The sequence below is a fragment of the Paraburkholderia sp. EB58 genome (assembly GCF_050436665.1).
Classification (GTDB): Bacteria; Pseudomonadota; Gammaproteobacteria; order Burkholderiales; family Burkholderiaceae; genus Paraburkholderia.
In genome coordinates this window covers 156,209-173,449 of the sequence record NZ_JBNDMQ010000009.1, presented here as the reverse complement: position 1 = coordinate 173,449, position 17,241 = coordinate 156,209, and the positions used below count along the sequence as shown (strand labels likewise).

The 17,241-nt window shown below is 62.4% G+C and carries 14 protein-coding genes; 9 read left to right on the top strand and 5 right to left on the bottom strand.

Going from position 1 to position 17,241, the window contains the following annotated elements:
- Positions 1 to 146: 146 nt before the first annotated feature.
- Positions 147 to 848, bottom strand: a complete 702-nt coding sequence (locus tag P3T40_RS15635; RefSeq protein WP_429268616.1) for a TetR/AcrR family transcriptional regulator — start codon at positions 846 to 848, stop codon at positions 147 to 149.
- Between the two features lie 371 nt (positions 849 to 1,219).
- Here P3T40_RS15635 and P3T40_RS15630 point away from each other — a divergent pair, with 371 nt between their 5' ends.
- The 7 genes from P3T40_RS15630 to P3T40_RS15600 all read left to right on the top strand — a co-directional run bounded on the left by P3T40_RS15630 (position 1,220) and on the right by P3T40_RS15600 (position 9,241).
- Positions 1,220 to 1,984: an enoyl-CoA hydratase/isomerase family protein gene (locus P3T40_RS15630; protein WP_429268615.1), complete on the top strand. Its 765-nt coding sequence runs from the start codon at positions 1,220 to 1,222 to the stop codon at positions 1,982 to 1,984.
- A 2-nt stretch (positions 1,985 to 1,986) separates the two neighbouring features.
- Positions 1,987 to 3,222, top strand: coding sequence for a CaiB/BaiF CoA transferase family protein (locus tag P3T40_RS15625; RefSeq protein ID WP_429268614.1), 1,236 nt, complete (start codon positions 1,987 to 1,989; stop codon positions 3,220 to 3,222).
- Positions 3,212 to 4,549, top strand: a complete 1,338-nt coding sequence (gene fahA, locus P3T40_RS15620; RefSeq protein WP_429268613.1) for a fumarylacetoacetase — start codon at positions 3,212 to 3,214, stop codon at positions 4,547 to 4,549. Before P3T40_RS15625 ends, fahA begins: the two co-directional genes overlap by 11 nt.
- Before the next feature lie 111 nt (positions 4,550 to 4,660).
- Positions 4,661 to 6,013: an MFS transporter gene (locus tag P3T40_RS15615; protein ID WP_429268612.1), complete on the top strand. Its 1,353-nt coding sequence runs from the start codon at positions 4,661 to 4,663 to the stop codon at positions 6,011 to 6,013.
- 179 nt (positions 6,014 to 6,192) lie between these two features.
- A complete protein-coding gene (locus tag P3T40_RS15610; protein WP_429268611.1) occupies positions 6,193 to 7,413 on the top strand; it encodes a CaiB/BaiF CoA transferase family protein in 1,221 nt (406 codons plus the stop codon).
- A gap of 161 nt (positions 7,414 to 7,574) precedes the next feature.
- On the top strand, positions 7,575 to 8,762 hold the full coding sequence (locus P3T40_RS15605) for a porin (RefSeq protein WP_429268610.1): 1,188 nt from the start codon (positions 7,575 to 7,577) through the stop codon (positions 8,760 to 8,762).
- Between the two features lie 8 nt (positions 8,763 to 8,770).
- Positions 8,771 to 9,241 (top strand): MaoC family dehydratase, encoded by a 471-nt coding sequence (locus P3T40_RS15600; protein ID WP_429268609.1) that lies wholly within the window; start codon positions 8,771 to 8,773, stop codon positions 9,239 to 9,241.
- A gap of 36 nt (positions 9,242 to 9,277) precedes the next feature.
- Here P3T40_RS15600 and P3T40_RS15595 read toward each other — a convergent pair whose 3' ends face one another.
- From P3T40_RS15595 to P3T40_RS15580, 4 genes are all read right to left on the bottom strand, one after another.
- Positions 9,278 to 10,453 carry an enoyl-CoA hydratase/isomerase family protein gene (locus P3T40_RS15595; RefSeq protein ID WP_429268608.1) on the bottom strand — a complete coding sequence of 392 codons (1,176 nt, stop codon included), beginning with the start codon at positions 10,451 to 10,453 and terminating at the stop codon, positions 9,278 to 9,280.
- On the bottom strand, positions 10,450 to 11,253 hold the full coding sequence (locus P3T40_RS15590; protein ID WP_429268607.1) for an enoyl-CoA hydratase: 804 nt from the start codon (positions 11,251 to 11,253) through the stop codon (positions 10,450 to 10,452). Before P3T40_RS15590 ends, P3T40_RS15595 begins: the two co-directional genes overlap by 4 nt.
- Before the next feature lie 18 nt (positions 11,254 to 11,271).
- A complete protein-coding gene (locus P3T40_RS15585; RefSeq protein WP_429268606.1) occupies positions 11,272 to 12,990 on the bottom strand; it encodes an AMP-binding protein in 1,719 nt (572 codons plus the stop codon).
- 163 nt (positions 12,991 to 13,153) lie between these two features.
- Positions 13,154 to 14,287, bottom strand: coding sequence for an acyl-CoA dehydrogenase family protein (locus P3T40_RS15580; protein ID WP_429268605.1), 1,134 nt, complete (start codon positions 14,285 to 14,287; stop codon positions 13,154 to 13,156).
- A 253-nt stretch (positions 14,288 to 14,540) separates the two neighbouring features.
- Between P3T40_RS15580 and P3T40_RS15575 the strand changes: the two genes are divergently transcribed.
- Positions 14,541 to 15,584: an AraC family transcriptional regulator gene (locus tag P3T40_RS15575; RefSeq protein WP_429268604.1), complete on the top strand. Its 1,044-nt coding sequence runs from the start codon at positions 14,541 to 14,543 to the stop codon at positions 15,582 to 15,584.
- A gap of 77 nt (positions 15,585 to 15,661) precedes the next feature.
- Positions 15,662 to 17,233 (top strand): NfeD family protein, encoded by a 1,572-nt coding sequence (locus P3T40_RS15570; RefSeq protein ID WP_429268603.1) that lies wholly within the window; start codon positions 15,662 to 15,664, stop codon positions 17,231 to 17,233.
- Positions 17,234 to 17,241: the final 8 nt, after the last annotated feature.

Here is a 17,241-nt window from a genome sequence, read left to right as displayed (position 1 = left end):
GACACGAAGTAACGGCAACTACGAGGAGATCTTGATGGTTGGCCTCGATATTGAGAACGTCGAGCAACGGTCGATATGATATGGATTGCTTATTTTCTATAAGGATAGACAGTAGCGAGTGCACGCCCTGCCATCGAACCCGCCGCTCAGCGCTGAGTTCGCTTTGTCTTGCCGACACCAGGCAAATCATGAACATGCCTCATGACCTCTTCGAGGCTTGACGCGCCTGCTGCAACCGCACTGAGGAACATGCTGATTGAGAACTCCACCACCTGATCGATTGAAAGCGCGAGATCGGGGCGAGGCATGCGATCTGACAGGATCAGGGTTGCCAGTCCATGCTCCATGCTCCACGCAGCATGTGTGACGAGACCCAGCGATTGCTCTTCCCAGTGCTTTTCCAACGCAAATTGCTCGACAGACGAAGCGAAAAGCCCGAACGACTTCGTGGTCTCCATGTTGAGTTCCGGGTAAGAGTCGCGTGCGACGATACGAGGACCGACCATCAATTCGAATAAGCCCTTATAGCGCTGCGCGAACTCGACATAGACCTTCATCATGCGATATGCCTTCGAAAGCGCCGTTTCATCCGACACCGCTATTGCGGCGCGCAGCGCCGCAAGATCGCGAAAGCCATCTGCCGCAATGGCAGCCAGCAGACCTTCCTTGCCGGCGAAATGATGAGAAGGCGCAGCCTCCGACACGCCGGCTCTACGTGCGAGGTACCGCAGACTGAGTTCGTGGACGCCTATCTCCTCCAAAGCGCGTCGCCCCTCCGCAATCAGAGTATTTCGCAGATTTCCGTGGTGATATGGCGCGGATACGGCAGAAGATGCTTTTGAACTCACGATGGCACCATGAAGAGTGTTCAGTCTGTTGAAAAGTACAAATCTGGCTTCGCGACACGCCTCGCGCGTCGCTTACAGAGATCCCGGCGCACATGCTAATCGCAGTCCGCGCATCCCATTTCCCGGGAATACCCTAATTCTAATCGAACTTATCAGTGTTAGGATCATGCCATAGATTCACCCGATATGAGGCATGAACAGTTTTAGCGCAGCGTAGGCGCGCGACGCACAGTCAGGCCGTTGAAAACAGCAAGCTTGCCTGACGCCCTTTGTTGGGTCGACAGACATCTTATATTTCGCATTCCTATATTTGTTGTAATTTCATAAACAATTCGTCCGGCAACCCATCGGACAAACATGCAGGATAGGACATGAGCCTCGTTCTCTTTGAAAAAGATGGCGCCGTCGGCGTCGTCACCATGGCAAAGCCGCCGCACAACCTCCTTGACGACATCTTCATTCGGGACCTGCTCGCAGCGTACAGCAGCGCTGTCGAGGCAGGGTGCCGGTCGATTCTCCTGCGCAGCGGCATGCGCCACTTCTGCGCTGGCGCGGACGTGACAGCTTTCGCAGCAGGCGGCCGACGCCGCGACCAGGCTAACCTCGAGGCCCTGCTTGATGCCCTTGAGAATGTCCGCATCCCGGTTGTAGCGGCCGTGCATGGCGGCGCGCTCGGCGGTGGTTTCGAACTGGCGTTGACCTGCGACATGATCCTGGCGGCCGACACGGCTTTCTTCGGCATGGCTGAAGCGTCTCTCGGTCTGTTGCCGCTGCTCGGCGGCGTCCAGCGAGTCGTGCAGCGTGTGGGCGTGGCACGCGCCAAGGAAATGGCCATGTTCGGCCGACGCCACGATCCGGTAGCACTCGAACGCTGGGGTGCTATCAACCTCGTCGTCGCAGAAGCCGAATTGCCGAACGTATCGATGTCATGGGCCCGCCAGCTTGCGGCCGGCCCCACGGTCGCCCTGGGCGGCATCAAAAAGCTGGCTAATCTCTCAGCACGCCGTGGCATCGAAGGTGCCGATGCACAGCAGACCGAAGTGAACAACACGATGTGGGCAAGCGCCGACCAGAAGCGCGGTCTGCAGGCCTTCGCGAAGACCGGTCCGGGCTCCGCCGTATTCGAGGGGAACTGAGCATGAACGCACCACTCGACGGGCTGAAAGTCATCGACTTCACACGCGTGCTCGCGGGCCCGCTGTGTACCAAAACACTGCGCGATCTCGGCGCGGACGTAACCAAGATCGAACCGCCCGGTGGCGACTCAGGTCGCGGAGGCGTGCCGCACATCGACGGCATGTCGGTCTACTATGCGCAGCAGAATGCGGGCAAGCGCAACCTCAGCATCGACCTGAACTGGCCTGAAGCACGCGAAATCGTGACCAACATGTGCCGCGACGCAGACGTGATCGTTGAGAATTTCCGCCCCGGTACGCTCAACCGCTTTGGTCTTGGGTATGAGCAGGTTCGCCAGTTCAATCCGGGGGTAGTCTACGTCTCCATCAGCGGTTATGGACAGACAGGCCCATGGCGCAATCGACCCGCGTTCGCCCCGACGGTTCAAGCGGAAACGGGTCTGACCGACATTCTGCAACAGCACTACGGCGACTCGCTCACCGAGTTGAAGAACGATGCCTGCAGCCATGCGGACGTCTACACTGGCCTGCATGCCGCCATTGCGGTGCTCGCCGCAGTCCAGCATCGCAACCGCACCGGTAAAGGACAGCACGTCGACGTCGCGATGGCCGCGACAATGCTGGCAGTGAACGAGCGCGCCGGCGCACAACTTTCCGGGATCGACACGCAAGGCGAACCGCCAGCGTTAAGCGCACCTGAATCCCACATCTTCAGGCTGCCGGACGGACGCCTGTTGACCATCGCCGCGAGTCCCATCTACTCGCCGATGTTCGTCCGCTTCTGCTCGATGATGCGTCGAACCGATCTGCTGCAGGACCCACGCTTTGCGTCCGCGCCGCTGCGCCGCCAGAATCTCGAAGCGCTGTTGAACGAAGTCCGCGCATGGATTCTCACATTCACCGATCTGGAGGAACTCCAGGCGCAGGTGAGCGAAGCGGGCCTCGCAGTCGGTGTGGTCCGCAGCACGAATGAGCTCGCGGAATCCGAATGGGCGCAGGACTGGGGCGCGATTGTCCAGGTGGATGACCGTTCGGGAGGCACGATGCGCATGCCGGGTGTGCCATGGCGCTTCAGTAGCGCAACCTTGCCGCCGCCTGGCATCCCTGCTTTCCAGGGCGAACACAACGTCGAGTTGCTCGCCGAGCGCAACGTCGATCCGGCTTTGATCGAGGAACTGCGTCAACGCCGAGTGCTGCTCAGCCGCCGGAGTCTACGGGGTGAATTCGATGAACCTTGATCGCACGCACGATGCGGGTATCAAGAGTTGGCTTGCCTCTGCCAATGCGCCTGAGTGCGACTTTCCGCTGCAGAATCTCCCCTACGCGATCTTTCGCCGCAAGGGAGATGCTGAGGAGTTTCGCGCAGGCATCGCGTTGGGGGACCAGGTCATCGACCTGGCTGCCCTCTTTCGCGAACGCTGCCTCATCGGCGTTGCCATGCAGGCAGCCGAGGCATGCACGCAAGCTTCGCTCAACCAGTTCTTCGCCATGGGCCCGGACGCATGGCGAGCCTTGCGGCACGCCGTCTTCGCCCTTTTCGAAGCACCAGCGGGAAACGTGCCGGCGATGCAGGATAGCGACGTGCTGCTCCGGTGTCTCGTCCCGCAGGCTTTGGTCGAATACAGCTTGCCAGCTCGCATCGGCGACTACACCGATTTCTATACGTCGATCGACCATGCCCGCAACATCGTCAAGCTGTTGCGTCCTGACCCGGTACTGTCGCCAAACTTTCAGTGGATGCCAGTCGCCTATCACGGACGGGTCTCGAGCATTGGAATATCCGGTCAGCAAGTCCGGCGGCCGCTTGGACAACGACTTGCTGCGGGACAGAGCGTGCCCGAGGTATCGGCGTGCGCGCGGTTGGACTACGAGCTCGAACTCGGAATCTTCATCGGCGTTGGCAACGAGCAGGGAGAGCCTATTCCCGTCGCGCGTGCCGAACAGCACGTGTTCGGCCTTTGCCTGCTAAACGACTGGTCCGCTCGCGACATCCAGGTATGGGAATCGACACCCTTGGGGCCGTTTCTCGCGAAGAATTTCGCTACGACAATCTCTCCGTGGATCGTCACCATGGAGGCGCTGGCGCCGTTTCGTCATGCGTGGGAGCGGGCAGCCGACGAGCCGCAACCGTTAGCGTATCTCGACGCACCCGCCAACCGAAGCGAAGGTGGCATTGACATCCAGCTCGAGGTATGGCTGGAATCCGAGCGGCAGCGTACCCGTCAAGCTCCCGCTACGCGGTTGTCGCGCACGAGCTTCCGTCACCAGTACTGGACGGTCGCACAAATGGTCGCGCATCACACCATTGGCGGCTGCAACCTGCAAAGCGGGGACCTGCTCGGCAGTGGCACGATCTCGGGACCTACGCCCGCCGAAGCGGGTGCCTTGATCGAGCTCACCGCCGCAGGAAAGACACCCGTCGCCCTGGGCAATGGTGAAGCGCGCAGCTTTCTGGAGGACGGCGATGCGGTGGTCATGAAGGGTTGGTGTGAGCGGCCCGGATTTGCGCGCATCGGCTTCGGACAGAACCGCGGGGAAGTTCTGCCCGCGCGAACCGTTATGTAAAAGCCATTGTTGCACCGTCGCGGGAACGCGGGCGACAGCGCCCCGCTCCCGCACTGAAACTGTCATGACACGGGCCAAACCGATCCGGGCATGTCATCAAGGAGACACTTCATGAACTCGCTCTATGACGCCGATACGAACGCCTCGAGCGACGCATCCGAAACCACTCTGCGACGCGCCTATTCGGCTTCGGAATGGAGAATCATTCCGCTTCTCTTCCTGCTGTGGTTGCTTGCGTGGGTCGATCGTGCCAATGTCGCGTTTGCCAAATTGCAGATGCTGTCCGATCTGCACTTCAGTGAGACCGTGTACGGCCTCGGTGCGGGACTGTTCTTCCTCGGTTACGTGGTGTTCGGCATACCCAGTACGATGGCTCAGCAACGACTCGGCGCAAGACGCACGATTTCCGTGATTGCCATCGGTTGGGGGCTCACCAGCATCGCAATGACGTTCGTCCGCGGCGTGCCTCTCTTCTATCTTCTGCGGTTCCTGCTAGGCGCTTTCGAAGCCGGTTTTTACCCGGGCGTGATTCTCTACCTGAACCTATGGTTTCCGACGAAACGGAGAACCCGAAACTTCAGTATTTTCCATTCGGCCGCCATCTGTTCGACCGTAGCCGTAGGTCTATCCGGCGGTTTCGTGCTGCAACATATGAGCGGCATGTTCTCCCTCGCGGGATGGCGGTGGATGTTTCTGGTGCAGGCGGCCCCGACCTTGCTGCTGGGTTGCCTCGTACTATTTGTCCTCTCCGATGGACCTGCGACGGCTTCGTGGCTGTCCCCTGAAGAACGGCTGCTCATCCAGGCCGACCTCGCTCGCGACCGCAAACGCTCCTCTGCGGAAGTGAGCCAGCAGCAGCCGCTGCTTGCCAATCCGGTCGTCTGGGTGCTGCTCGCCGTCTATTTTTGCATCCTCAGCGCCAATACAGCACTGAGCTTCTTCATTCCGACCATTCTGCGAGATGCGGGTTTTGGCGGCTACACAGCGATCGGCAACGCTATCGCGGCCATCTGTATTCTTGGCGCTATCGGCAACATTGCGTTCTGCACTTACGCAAGCCGTCATGGCGACCTCCGCTATCACTGCTCGATTGCCTCTTTGGTGAGCGTCGCAAGCCTGATTCTGCTGGTCCTCGTATGGCACAGCAGCCGCACCGCTACCTTTGTGACACTCGCCCTCGCCCTCGCAGGCACAGGTGCGGGCATCTCCCTGTTCTGGCAGATTCCCATGCGATACCTGAAGGCCAGTGGGGCCGCGGTTGGCGTAGCCTTCATCAGTTCGGTTGCGAACCTCGCAGGTTTTCTGACGCCGTGGCTTACCGGGTACGTGCGCGAAGCTACCGGCACCTATACCAGCGGCTTCGTCACCGCTGCGTGCGCGCAAGCACTGGCGGCAGTCATGCTCGTCGTGGTCCTGCCCATGGCTTCCCGCAAAATTCAGCCGTCCCTTTCCAGCGAGGGATGATGCTGCCGACCGCGGCGGTATTACGGGGTAGCGGACCGATCGTTGCGCAGGACCTTGGCCAACCCGGCGCGCGCCCTTAAGTCCAGAAGCCGGTTTCCGTGCCCTGCCTCACGACACCCGTCACGTAGTGCCTCACGCCAGATATATAGCATTACTAATCAATTGGATTTTTATCAATTATGAGCGCTCTCAATCATATCCGGGTGTTGGATCTCACCCGCGTGCTGGCCGGCCCGTGGTGCGCGCAGACGCTCGCCGATTTTGGCGCAGACGTCATCAAGATTGAACGCCCCGAAGTCGGCGACGACACGCGTCACTGGGGCCCTCCGTACCTGAAGAAGCCGGACGGCACAGATACGCGCGAAGCGGCCTACTATCTCGCCGCGAACCGCAACAAGCGCTCCGTGACCGTAGATATCGCCACGCCCGAAGGGCAGCGCCTTATACGTGAACTGGCCGCGCAAAGCGACGTGGTGCTGGAGAACTACAAGGTCGGCCAGTTGAAGAAATATGGCCTCGACTACGCGACGTTGAAAGAGATCAAGCCGGACATTATCTATTGCTCGGTGACCGGCTTCGGTCAGACCGGGCCATATGCCCAACGTGCGGGCTACGACTTCATCATCCAGGGCATCGGCGGCTTCATGAGCATCACCGGGGAGCGTGACGGCTTGCCCGGCGGCGGTCCGCAAAAGGCCGGCGTGGCAATCACCGACCTGATGACCGGTATGTACTCAACCGTCGCCGTGCTGACAGCGCTCGCGCATCGCGACCGCACCGGCGAAGGCCAGTATATCGACATGGCGCTGCTCGACGTGCAGGTCGCCATGCTCGCGAACGTCAACTCCAACTTCCTCGCTAGCGGCCAACCGCCGGTGCGGTGGGGCAATGCGCATCCGAACATCGTGCCCTACCAGACTTTCCAGACCAGCGATGGCTGGATCATCGTTGCCGTAGGCAACGACGGGCAGTTCCGCAAATTCGTCGAAGCCGGCGGCCGGGCGGAACTCGCTGACGATAAGCGCTTCGCCACCAACCCGGAGCGCGTGCGCCATCGCGACACGCTGGTGCCGATCCTCGCGGAGATGGTCTGCGTGCGCGGAAAGCATGAATGGATCGCCGCACTCGAAGCTGCGGGCGTGCCTTGCGGCCCAATCAACGATCTCGGCGAGGTATTCGAAAACGAGCAGGTGGTGGCGCGCGGACTGCAACTCGACCTGCTCCACCCATCCGGCGGCACAGTGAAGGTCGTGCGCAACCCGATCAACATGAGCGCGACGCCACCTCAGGCACTCACCCACCCTCCTCAGCTTGGCGAGCATACAACTGACGTTCTGCGTGTCGTCCTGGGATATGACGATGAGCAAATCGCAGCGTTACGTGATAGCTCGGTGATCTAACGGGTCATGCGGGCGCTGCCTCGATTTTTGTGCGGTATCAGGCAGTGCATTGCCAGCATTGCCGTTTGTTTGAAGTGGACTGTTCCGCCGCCCAGGTCGTCACGAGACCAGCGGCAAATTGCTGAATAGAGATTGCTTATAACGCTTCACTGGGGACATACATGAAATTGAGGAAGGCGATTTTTCTTGCAACCAGCGGATTGGCCAGCGCGTCGGCCTGCGCGCAAAGCAGTGTGACGCTCTATGGGGTGGTTGATGCGGGCATCAGCTACGTGAACAACGTAGCCAGCACGGCAGGCGCCATTGGTGCCCGCAAAATTCAGGAAACATCCGGTGTCGGTGCGCCGTCCCGCTGGGGCTTTCGAGGGGTTGAGGATCTGGGTGGCGGCAACTCCGCTATCTTCGTACTTGAGAACGGCTTCAGCGTCGCCAGTGGCACGCTATTGCAAGGTGCACGTTTGTTTGGCCGCCAGGCATACGTCGGACTGGCCAACGATGATCTGGGTACGGTGACTCTCGGCCGACAGTATGACTCGGTCGTCGACTTCGTCGGGCCTTTTGTTTCATCGAGACAATGGGCGACACAATATGGCTCGCACGTCGGTGATATCGACAATCTCTACACCACATTCCGCATCAACAATGCCGTCAAGTACACCAGCCCGACCTATCGCGGGCTGGCCTTCGGAGGGTTATACGCTTTCAGCAACCAGGCCGCCAGTTCAACGGGCACTGGCTTCTCGAACAATAGCGCATGGAGCGTCGGGGCGAACTACGCCGCGGGACCGCTGACGCTGGGGGCTGGCCACCTGCACCTCTCAAGCCCTTCGGCCGGGGGTACGAACGGAACCAATACCGGTGGCGCCATCGTTGGCGATTACACGAGCCCCACCGATATCTTCTACACGCGCCCGGTCAGGACTCAGGACGTCACCGGGGCTGGCGTGGCATACCAGCTGGATGCGGCGACGCTGGGGTTTGCATACACAGTGGCCAGGTTGCGGTACGTCGATCACTCGAACTTTTCCCTTGCGAACTATGAAGCCAACGCAAAGTATCAGATCACCCCGAGTCTTCTTGCGGGTGTCGCATTCATCTACAGCGATGGAAAGGTAGGCGGAGCCCCGGACATAGCACACGTTACCGATGGAACTCATCCTCGTTGGGCGCAAATCAACGTAGGGGGACAATATTTCCTGAGCAAACGTACCACTGCCTATCTGGCCGCGGTTTATCAGAAAGCCTTGGGCGATGCCCTGACTGCAACGATCGACAACGTGGGCGGACCGACGGGTTCCAATTCGCGATACCAGGTAGCCGTTACCGCTGGCTTGCGCGTCAGATTCTAGGAGTAAATATGAGTATCCAACAAGACACCCAACTGCTGGGACGCGGTTTCTACTGGCAGGAGATTCAGGCCGGCCAACGCTTTAGAACTTATCGCCGCACCGTGACCGAGACCGATCTTGTCAATTTCATCTCCGTGACTGGCATGCTGGAGGCCATTTTCATCGACGCAGATTACGAACACGGCGCCATGCGCGGTCGTGCGGTCCCTGCCGCGCTGACGAGCGGCCTGATTGAAGGGCTGCTATTCCAGACGATGATACAAGGCACGGGGCTGGCCCTGCTGGAGTTGACGCTGAAGGCCCACGGTCCTGTTCTCGTCAACGATTCGATCTACGGAGTAGTGGAAATCGAGGAGGTGAAACCCACATCGAAAAACAACCGTGCAGTCGTCACGAGCCGCATTGACGTGTTGAATCAGCGCGATGAACGCGTCCTTTCATACACCGCGAAGCGATTGCTGGCCGGTCGCCCCATTTAGGTTTCCGAATCGGAACAACGCGCCACGACGCACAGATCAAACAGGCACCGTCCTGCCCAGATCCGCCAACGGATGCGCATCACTGCGCCACGGCGAAGCCAGGAAGTGCCGCACGCGCTCCGTGCGCACTTCCGCCAGCGTCATGGGCGCCCAGCGCGGCTGGCGGTCCTTGTCGACCAGATGCGCCCGCACCCCCTCGCAGAAATCCCCCTCTTCGATCACCCGGCTGACGATTCCCAGCTCCATGCGGAAGCATTCGGCCAGCGTCATCTGCCGGCCGCGCAGCAGCGCCTCGCGGGTCACGTGGAGCATGGTCGGCGAATGGCTGGTGAGCGCATCGAAGGTGGCCTGCAGCCATTGACGCACTTCGCGCGGCGGCTCGCGCTCCAGATCGTGGCGCAACGTGGCCACTGTCCGCTCGACACTCGCGCGGGGATCGAAATGCCGCAGGATCAGTTGCGTGAACGATCCGAGCGCGGCGTGCGGCACCACATTGCACGGCGGTTCGAACACCGCGCGCAGCGCGGGCAACAACTCGCCTTCGGTCGGCATGCGTTGCAGCCGCTCCTCGAAGCTGGCGAGCCATTCGGCGGGAACGCACAGATCGGCCAGTTGCAGACGCACCGCATCCGCGCCGGACAGCGTCACACCGGTCAGCCCGACATACAATTCAACCTCCACCGGCATGACAGCCAGGAAATGCGTGGCGCCGACATCGGGCAAGAAGCCGATGCGCGTCTCGGGCATGGCGATCTTCGTACGCTCGGTGACGACGCGGAGTCTCGCCGCCTGGCCGAGGCCCATGCCGCCGCCCATCGTAATGCCGTCGAGCAGCGCCACAACCGGCTTCGGAAACGTATGCAGCGCGTAATCGAGCCGGTATTCGTCGACAAAGAACGCTTGCCAACCGGTCTCGCCGCGCGTTTTCATGCGGTACAGCTCGCGCACGTCGCCGCCCGCGCAGAAGCCCTTTTCGCCTGCGCCGCGCAGCACCACGGCGACGATCCCGTCATCAGTCCGGCAACGCTCGAACAGCACCGCGAGTTCACGCACCATCGGGTGCGACAGCGCGTTCAGCGCAGTCGGCCGGTTCAGCGTGATGATCGCGACGCGGTTGAGCACGCGAAACAGGATGGCCGGTTCGGCCGCCAGCTCCGCCGATCCTTTGGCATCCTCAGCGGGAGCACTACGTGCGTTCGCCACGGCATTCATGACTGCGCCCCCTCACCCGTCCCCTGCGTCACGTGCCATTGCGGCGCACGCTTCTCGAGGAATGCGTTGACGCCTTCGCGCTGATCCGGACCATCGAACAGATCCACGAAGCGCTCGCGTTCGACCGCCAGCGCGGCCGAGCGCGGCACGCCATGGCGCGCCTGATGAATCAGGCTCTTGCTGAACGAGACCGCTTGCGGGCTCAGCGAGGTGACGCGTGTCGCCATCGCCAGTGCGGCCTCGCGCGCGGCGCCCTTGTCCACCACTTCTTCGACGAGACCGATGCGCAAGGCCGTCGCGGCATCGACACGTTCGCCGGTCAGAATCATCCGTTTCGCCCAGCCCTCTCCCACGAGCCAGGGCAGCGTCTGCGTGCCGCATCCGCAGGGCAACAGGCCGACCGCGGTCTCCGGCAAGGCAAGCTGCGCGTGCTGCTCGGCAATGCGGATATCGCACGACAGCGCACATTCGAGTCCTCCGCCCATCGCATAGCCGTTGATCGCGGCGATCACCACAGCGCGCGCGTTTTGCAGCGCCTCGAAGGCTGCGCCAAAGCGCGTGGCCGCCGTGCGCGCCACATCGCGATTGCCGTCGGCGAAGGTGTTCAGATCGGCGCCAGCGCTGAAGAATTTCGGGCCATCGCCGGTGATGACGATGGCCCTCACGCGCGCCTCGCCGTTCAGGCGTTCGACGGTGTGCTGCAGTTGCAGCAGGCCATCCGGTGTAAAGGCATTCGCCGGCGGGCGCTTGAGCGTGAGCAATGCAATGGCGCCTTCGTTGGCGTAGTCGAGTTCGATCATCTTGCGTCTTCCTTCAGTCTATTTACTGTTCGTGCCCGACAGATCCGGAAAGTCCTCTTCCCAGTACTCACCAGGCAGGCGCGCGGGCTCCGTCCCGCGCTCCATTTCGCGGCGCCGCAGCTCGACGCGGCGGATCTTGCCGGAGATGGTCTTCGGCAGTTCGCTAAATTGCAGCCGCCGGACGCGCTTATATGGAGAGAGTTTTTCTCGCGAAAACTGAAACACGCTGCGCGCGAGTTCGGGACCCGCTTCGTAGCCGTGCCGCACGGTGACGAACGCCTTAGGCACGCAAAGGCGCACGGCGCAGGCGCTCGGCACCACGGCAGCTTCGGCAATCGCTTCATGCTCGATCAACACGCTTTCGAGTTCGAACGGGCTCAACCGGTAGTCGGACGACTTGAACACGTCATCGGCGCGGCCCACATACACGTAGTAGCCATCGTCGCGGCGCAGCGCGACATCGGAGGTGTGGTAGTAGCCGTTGCGCATCGACTGGACGGTGGCGTTGGCGTTGTTCGCGTAACCGGTCATCAGGCCGAGCGGGCGCTGCGCCAGCGGTAAGGCGATTTCGCCTTCGCTGGCCGGTTGATCGTCGGCATCGACCAGTTCGATCCGGTAGCCCGGCAAGGGCCGCCCCATGGAGCCCGGCACGACCGGCTGACCCGGCGAATTGCCGATCTGGCAGGTGGTCTCGGTTTGCCCGAAGCCATCGCGGATCATCACGTCCCATGCGTGCCGGACGCGCTCGATAACCTCTGGATTCAAGGGCTCACCCGCGCCGACGATCTCGCGCAGCTTGACCGGATATTCCGTCAGCGGCTCCTGCACCAGCATGCGCCAGACCGTGGGCGGCGCGCACAGCGTCGTGATCTGGCAGCGCACCAGCACGTCGAGCGTTTCCTTCGGCACGAAGCGCGCATAGTTGAACACGAACACGCAGGCCTGCGCATTCCACGGTGCGTAGAAGCAACTCCAGGCGTGCTTGGCCCAGCCTGGTGAGCTGATGTTCCAGTGGATATCGCCGGGTTGCAGGCCGATCCAGTACATCGTCGACAGATGGCCGACCGGATAGCTCTGATGGGTATGCTCGACGAGTTTGGGCTTCGACGTCGTGCCCGAGGTGAAGTACAGCAGAAGCGGATCGGTGGCGTGCGTCGGGCCGTCCGGCGTGAACTGCGGCGCCGCCTCGGAGGCCGCGGCAAGATCGATCCAGCCGTCGCGCGGCGTGCCGACCGATATACGCGTCAGAGGAATCTCGAGGCCGTCGAATTTCGCCAGTTCGGCGCTGTCCACCACCACGAATTTCGCCTCGCCGATCTGCACGCGATCGCGGACATCGTCGGCGGCAAGCTGGGTGGTCGCGGGTAGCACGATGGCGCCAAGTTTCATCGCCGCCAGCATCACGTCCCACAGTTCGACGCGATTGGGCAGCATCAGCAGCAAACGGTCGCCGCGTCCCACGCCGATGCCGCGCAGGAAGTTCGCCATCCGCGCCGAGCGCTCCGACATCTGGGCGTACGAGTACCTCGTGCCCTCGCCCGCGGGATCGTCCACGATCCACAGTGCGGGGTTGTCGTTACCCTGCGCGATCACGTCGAAATAGTCGAGCGCCCAGTTGAATTCACCGAGCACTGGCCATGCGAACTCGCGATAGGCGCGCTCGTAGTCCGTGCGATGGCGCAGCAACAGGTCACGCGCCTCGAGAAAGCTCTGCGTCGAAATTGTCCGCCCGGTCATCGTCGTCTCCTGTGTCGACCAGAGTTAGCGCTTTAGCGCTTACTCTGGTCCCATGCAGTCTTATCGCGGTCGACCAGAGTTAGCGCTTTAGCGCTTACTCTGGTCCCATGCAAGGTACTTGCTCTATGGCGCATTTGCGCTCTGTTGGCGTTTGATTCTGCGCTCAAACCTGCCGCGCGATCACCATTCTTTGTACCTCGCTGGTCCCCTCGTAGATCTGCGTGATGCGGGCATCGCGATAGTGGCGCTCGACCGCGTAGTCCTCCAGGAAGCCATAGCCGCCATGAATCTGGATCGCATGCGAGCAGACTTCCTCGGCCATCTCAGAGGCGTAGAGCTTGGCCTGCGAAGCTTCGGACAAACACGGCTTACCTGCGCTACGCAGCCGCGCCGCGTGATGCACCAGCAGCCGCGCCGCGTTCAGGCGCGTGGTCATATCGGCCAGCATATTGGCGACGCTCTGATGCTCCTTCAAAGTCTTGCCGAACTGGACGCGCTCGCTGGCGTAAATACGCGCCGCATCGAAGGCCGCCCGTGCAATCCCCAGCGCCTGCGCCGCAATGCCGATCCGTCCGCCTTCGAGGTTCGACAAAGCAATGCGCAGCCCTTCGCCGCGCTGGCCAAGCAGATTCGCCTCGGGCACGGCACAGTCGTCGAACGCAATCGGACAGGTATCCGACGCGCGAATGCCCATCTTGTGCTCAGGCCGGCCAACGTTAAAGCCGGCCGTATCAGTGGGCACGATAAACGCGGATATGCCGCGCTTGCCCAACTCCGGATCGGTAACGGCGAACACGATGGCGATGTTGGCCCGCGCGCCGTTGGTCACGAACTGCTTGTTGCCGTTGAGAATCCACTTGCCGTCGCGCAACTCCGCGCGCGTGCGCAGGTTGTGGGCCTCCGAGCCGGCCTGCGGTTCGGTCAGGCAGAATGCGCCGATCCGGCGTCCCGTGGCGAGATCCTCGAGGCAGGTGTCTTTCTGCGCCTGCGTGCCGAAGTTCAGGATCGGACCGCAGCCGACCGAGTTGTGCACGCTCATCAAGGTCGCGCAGGATGCGCAACCGGCGGCGACTTCCTCGAGCGCCAGCGCATAGGCCACGTAGTCGGTGTATGAGCCGCCCCATTCGGACGGCACGATCATGCCCAGCAAACCGAGCTCGCCCATTTGTTTGACTACCGCGTCCGGCAGCTTCGCGTCGCGGTCCCACTGCGCCGCGTGTGGCGCCAAACATTCGACTGAAAAATCGCGCGCCGCGTCGCGGATCATCCGTTGGTCGTCGGTATAGAAATCGTCCATGAAGGGGCCTCGCCTCTGCGTCAATGTGAGAACCAGTGTAGCAAGTCGCTGGACAGGTTCGATGCTCTGCCCGATCATTCTGCGTGAGCGAATTTGCCATACCGGCATAACTGGCTAGGCTCAACAGGCGCGGATTCATGTGGCAGGCATCACGCGGCACGCTGATTCCTGAGCGCATTTGCCAGCTCCGTGTTTACCAACCCCGCGTTTTCCACCCGTTGCCAGCCCGAGCCGTGCAACCCGATTTGATCCAATGACGCCGAAAAACGATAGAGGGACGATCTCGCTGAGCCTCGTCGAAGAAACGCTGGCGCTCGCTCGCGCGCGCGGCCTCGACGTCCTGCCGCTGGTCGAAGCGGCCGGGATTGCGCCGCAAATGCTGGCCGCGCCGAAAAGCAGGGTGTCGTCGGCGCAATACGGCGCGCTGTGGACCGGCATTGCGCGGGCGCTGGACGACGAGTTTTTCGGCCAGGACTCGCATCCGATGCGTTCGGGCAGCTTTATCGCCATGACCCAGTGCGCCTTGACGGCGCGCAACGGCGCCCAGGCGCTGTCACGCTCGCTCGGGTTCATGCGCCTCGTGCTCGACGATCTGAGCGCACAGGTCACCTCAGAGCCGAACCGCGTGCGGATCACCTTCAGCCATCGTGAGGGCACCCCGCCGCCGACCATGTTCGCCTATGCGACGTATTTCATCCTGGTGTATGGGCTGGTGTGCTGGCTCGTCGGCCGGCGCATTCCGTTACTGGCGGCGCGCTTTCGCTGCGCCGAGCCGGCCGCGGCGCAGGAATACCGGCTGATGTTCTGCGACGACATGCGCTTCGCACAAGACGCTTCGTATGTGGACCTGCCGCCGGATTTCCTCGAATTGCCGGTGATCCAGACCACCCAGACGATCAAGCCGTTCCTGCGCGATGCGCCCGGCAACTTTATTGTCAAGTACCGCAACCCCGGCTCGCTGGCCGCGCGGGTTCGCAAAATGCTGCGCGCGCTGCCGATGGCCAGTTGGCCCGCCGCCGACCAGATCGCTCTGCGCCTGCACGTCGCCGAGGCAACCATGCGGCGGCATCTCAAGCAGGAGGGCTATACGTACCAGTCCATCAAGGACGATCTGCGGCGCGACATCGCCATTGCGGAACTGCAGGACAGCCGGCGCAGCATCGCCGAGATTGCGACCAGGGTGGGGTTCGCCGAACCGAGCGCATTCCACCGCGCCTTTCGCAAATGGACCGGCATGCGGCCGACCGACTACCGGCTCGCGCGGGCCGATCTCACGCATCCCCCAGAATCGGACTAAGCTGTAAGCAGCAGGCCTGCCCTTTTTTCGGCCCGCGCCGCCCCGTCGCGTTCGAGGCGGCGTCCCGGCCGTCCGCGATGAGAACGTACCCGCTTCTCCCGTTCCGGCAATCCGGCCCGCGCCGCCGGCGTATCCCCGGCGGTTTAGCGGTCCGGTTCCTGCGCGGCCTGGCCGCGCTTGGATTCCTGCTGGCATTCGCAGGCGCCCTCCCTGTCAGCATCGCAGTTGCCGTCGCGCCGGGCGGGGTCGTCGTGATCCCCGTCAACGGGGCGATCGGCCCTGCGAGCGCCGACTTCATTGAGCGCAGCCTGCGACGCGCCGCGCAGGACCGGGCGCAACTGGCCGTCCTGCAACTCGACACGCCCGGCGGGCTCGACACGTCGATGCGGCAGATCATCAAGGCGATTCTCGGCTCGCCCGTGCCCGTTGCGGCTTTCGTGGGCCCGAGCGGCGCACGGGCGGCGAGCGCCGGCACGTATATCGTCTATGCCAGCCATATCGCGGCGATGGCGCCCGGCACCAACCTCGGCGCGGCGACGCCGGTGCAACTCGGCATGGGCGGCGCGGAGCCGCCTGGGCAAAACGGCCCGGGATTACCGGGCTTGAGTCCAACCGGTCAAGGAGCGGCGGGAGCAGGAGGAGCGTCTGGGGTAGCCGGCACATCCGCTGCGGCGGCAACATCAAACGCTGCTGCCAGCGACGCTAACTCCGGCGCGTTGCCGCTCGATAGCCAATCGACCGAGCTGCGCAAGCAGGTCCACGACGCGGCCGCCTATATCCGCGGCCTGGCGCAACTGCGCGGTCGCAACGCCGACTGGGCCGAACACGCGGTGCGAGAAGCCGTCAGCCTGTCAGCCAACGAAGCGCTCGCGCAGCACGTCATTGACCTGACCGCGCGCGACGTGCCCGATCTGCTGCGCAAACTCGATGGCCGCACGGTCAATACCGTTGCCGGCGACCAGCGGCTGAAGACGGCCGACGCGCCCATCGTCACGCTCCAACCCGACTGGCGCAGCCATTTCCTCGCTGTCATCACCGACCCGAACGTGGCATTGATTCTCCTGATGATCGGCATGTATGGATTGTTCTTCGAGTTCGCCAATCCCGGCTTCGTGCTGCCCGGCGTGGTGGGGGCGATCAGCCTGCTGATCGGCCTGTTCGCCATGCAGATGCTGCCCATCAGCTACGTGGGGCTCAGCCTGATCTTTCTGGGCATCGCCTTCCTGATCGCCGAGGCGTTTCTGCCCACCTTCGGCGCGCTGGGCTTCGGCGGCATTGTCGCGTTCGTAGTCGGCGCGCTGATGCTGATCGATACCGATGTGCCCGGTTACGGCATCCCGTTGCCGGTGATCGCGGCCGTCACCGCGTTCAGCGCACTGTTTGTGTTCACGGTATCAAGCGTCGCATTGCGCGCCCGACGCCGGCCGGTCGTGACCGGTTCGGAAGCGTTGATCGGCAGCGTGGGTGTCGTGCTCGGCGAGGGACTCGTGCCACATGGCAGCACGGGCACGGGCGAAGGCTGGGCCCAGGTCCACGGCGAGCGCTGGCAGGTGCGCAGCGCAGCGCCGCTTGCGCCCGGCCATGCGGTGCGCGTCACGGCACGGCGTGGTCTCACGCTCACGGTGGTACCGGCGGAAAAATCACAATAGCGGGGAAC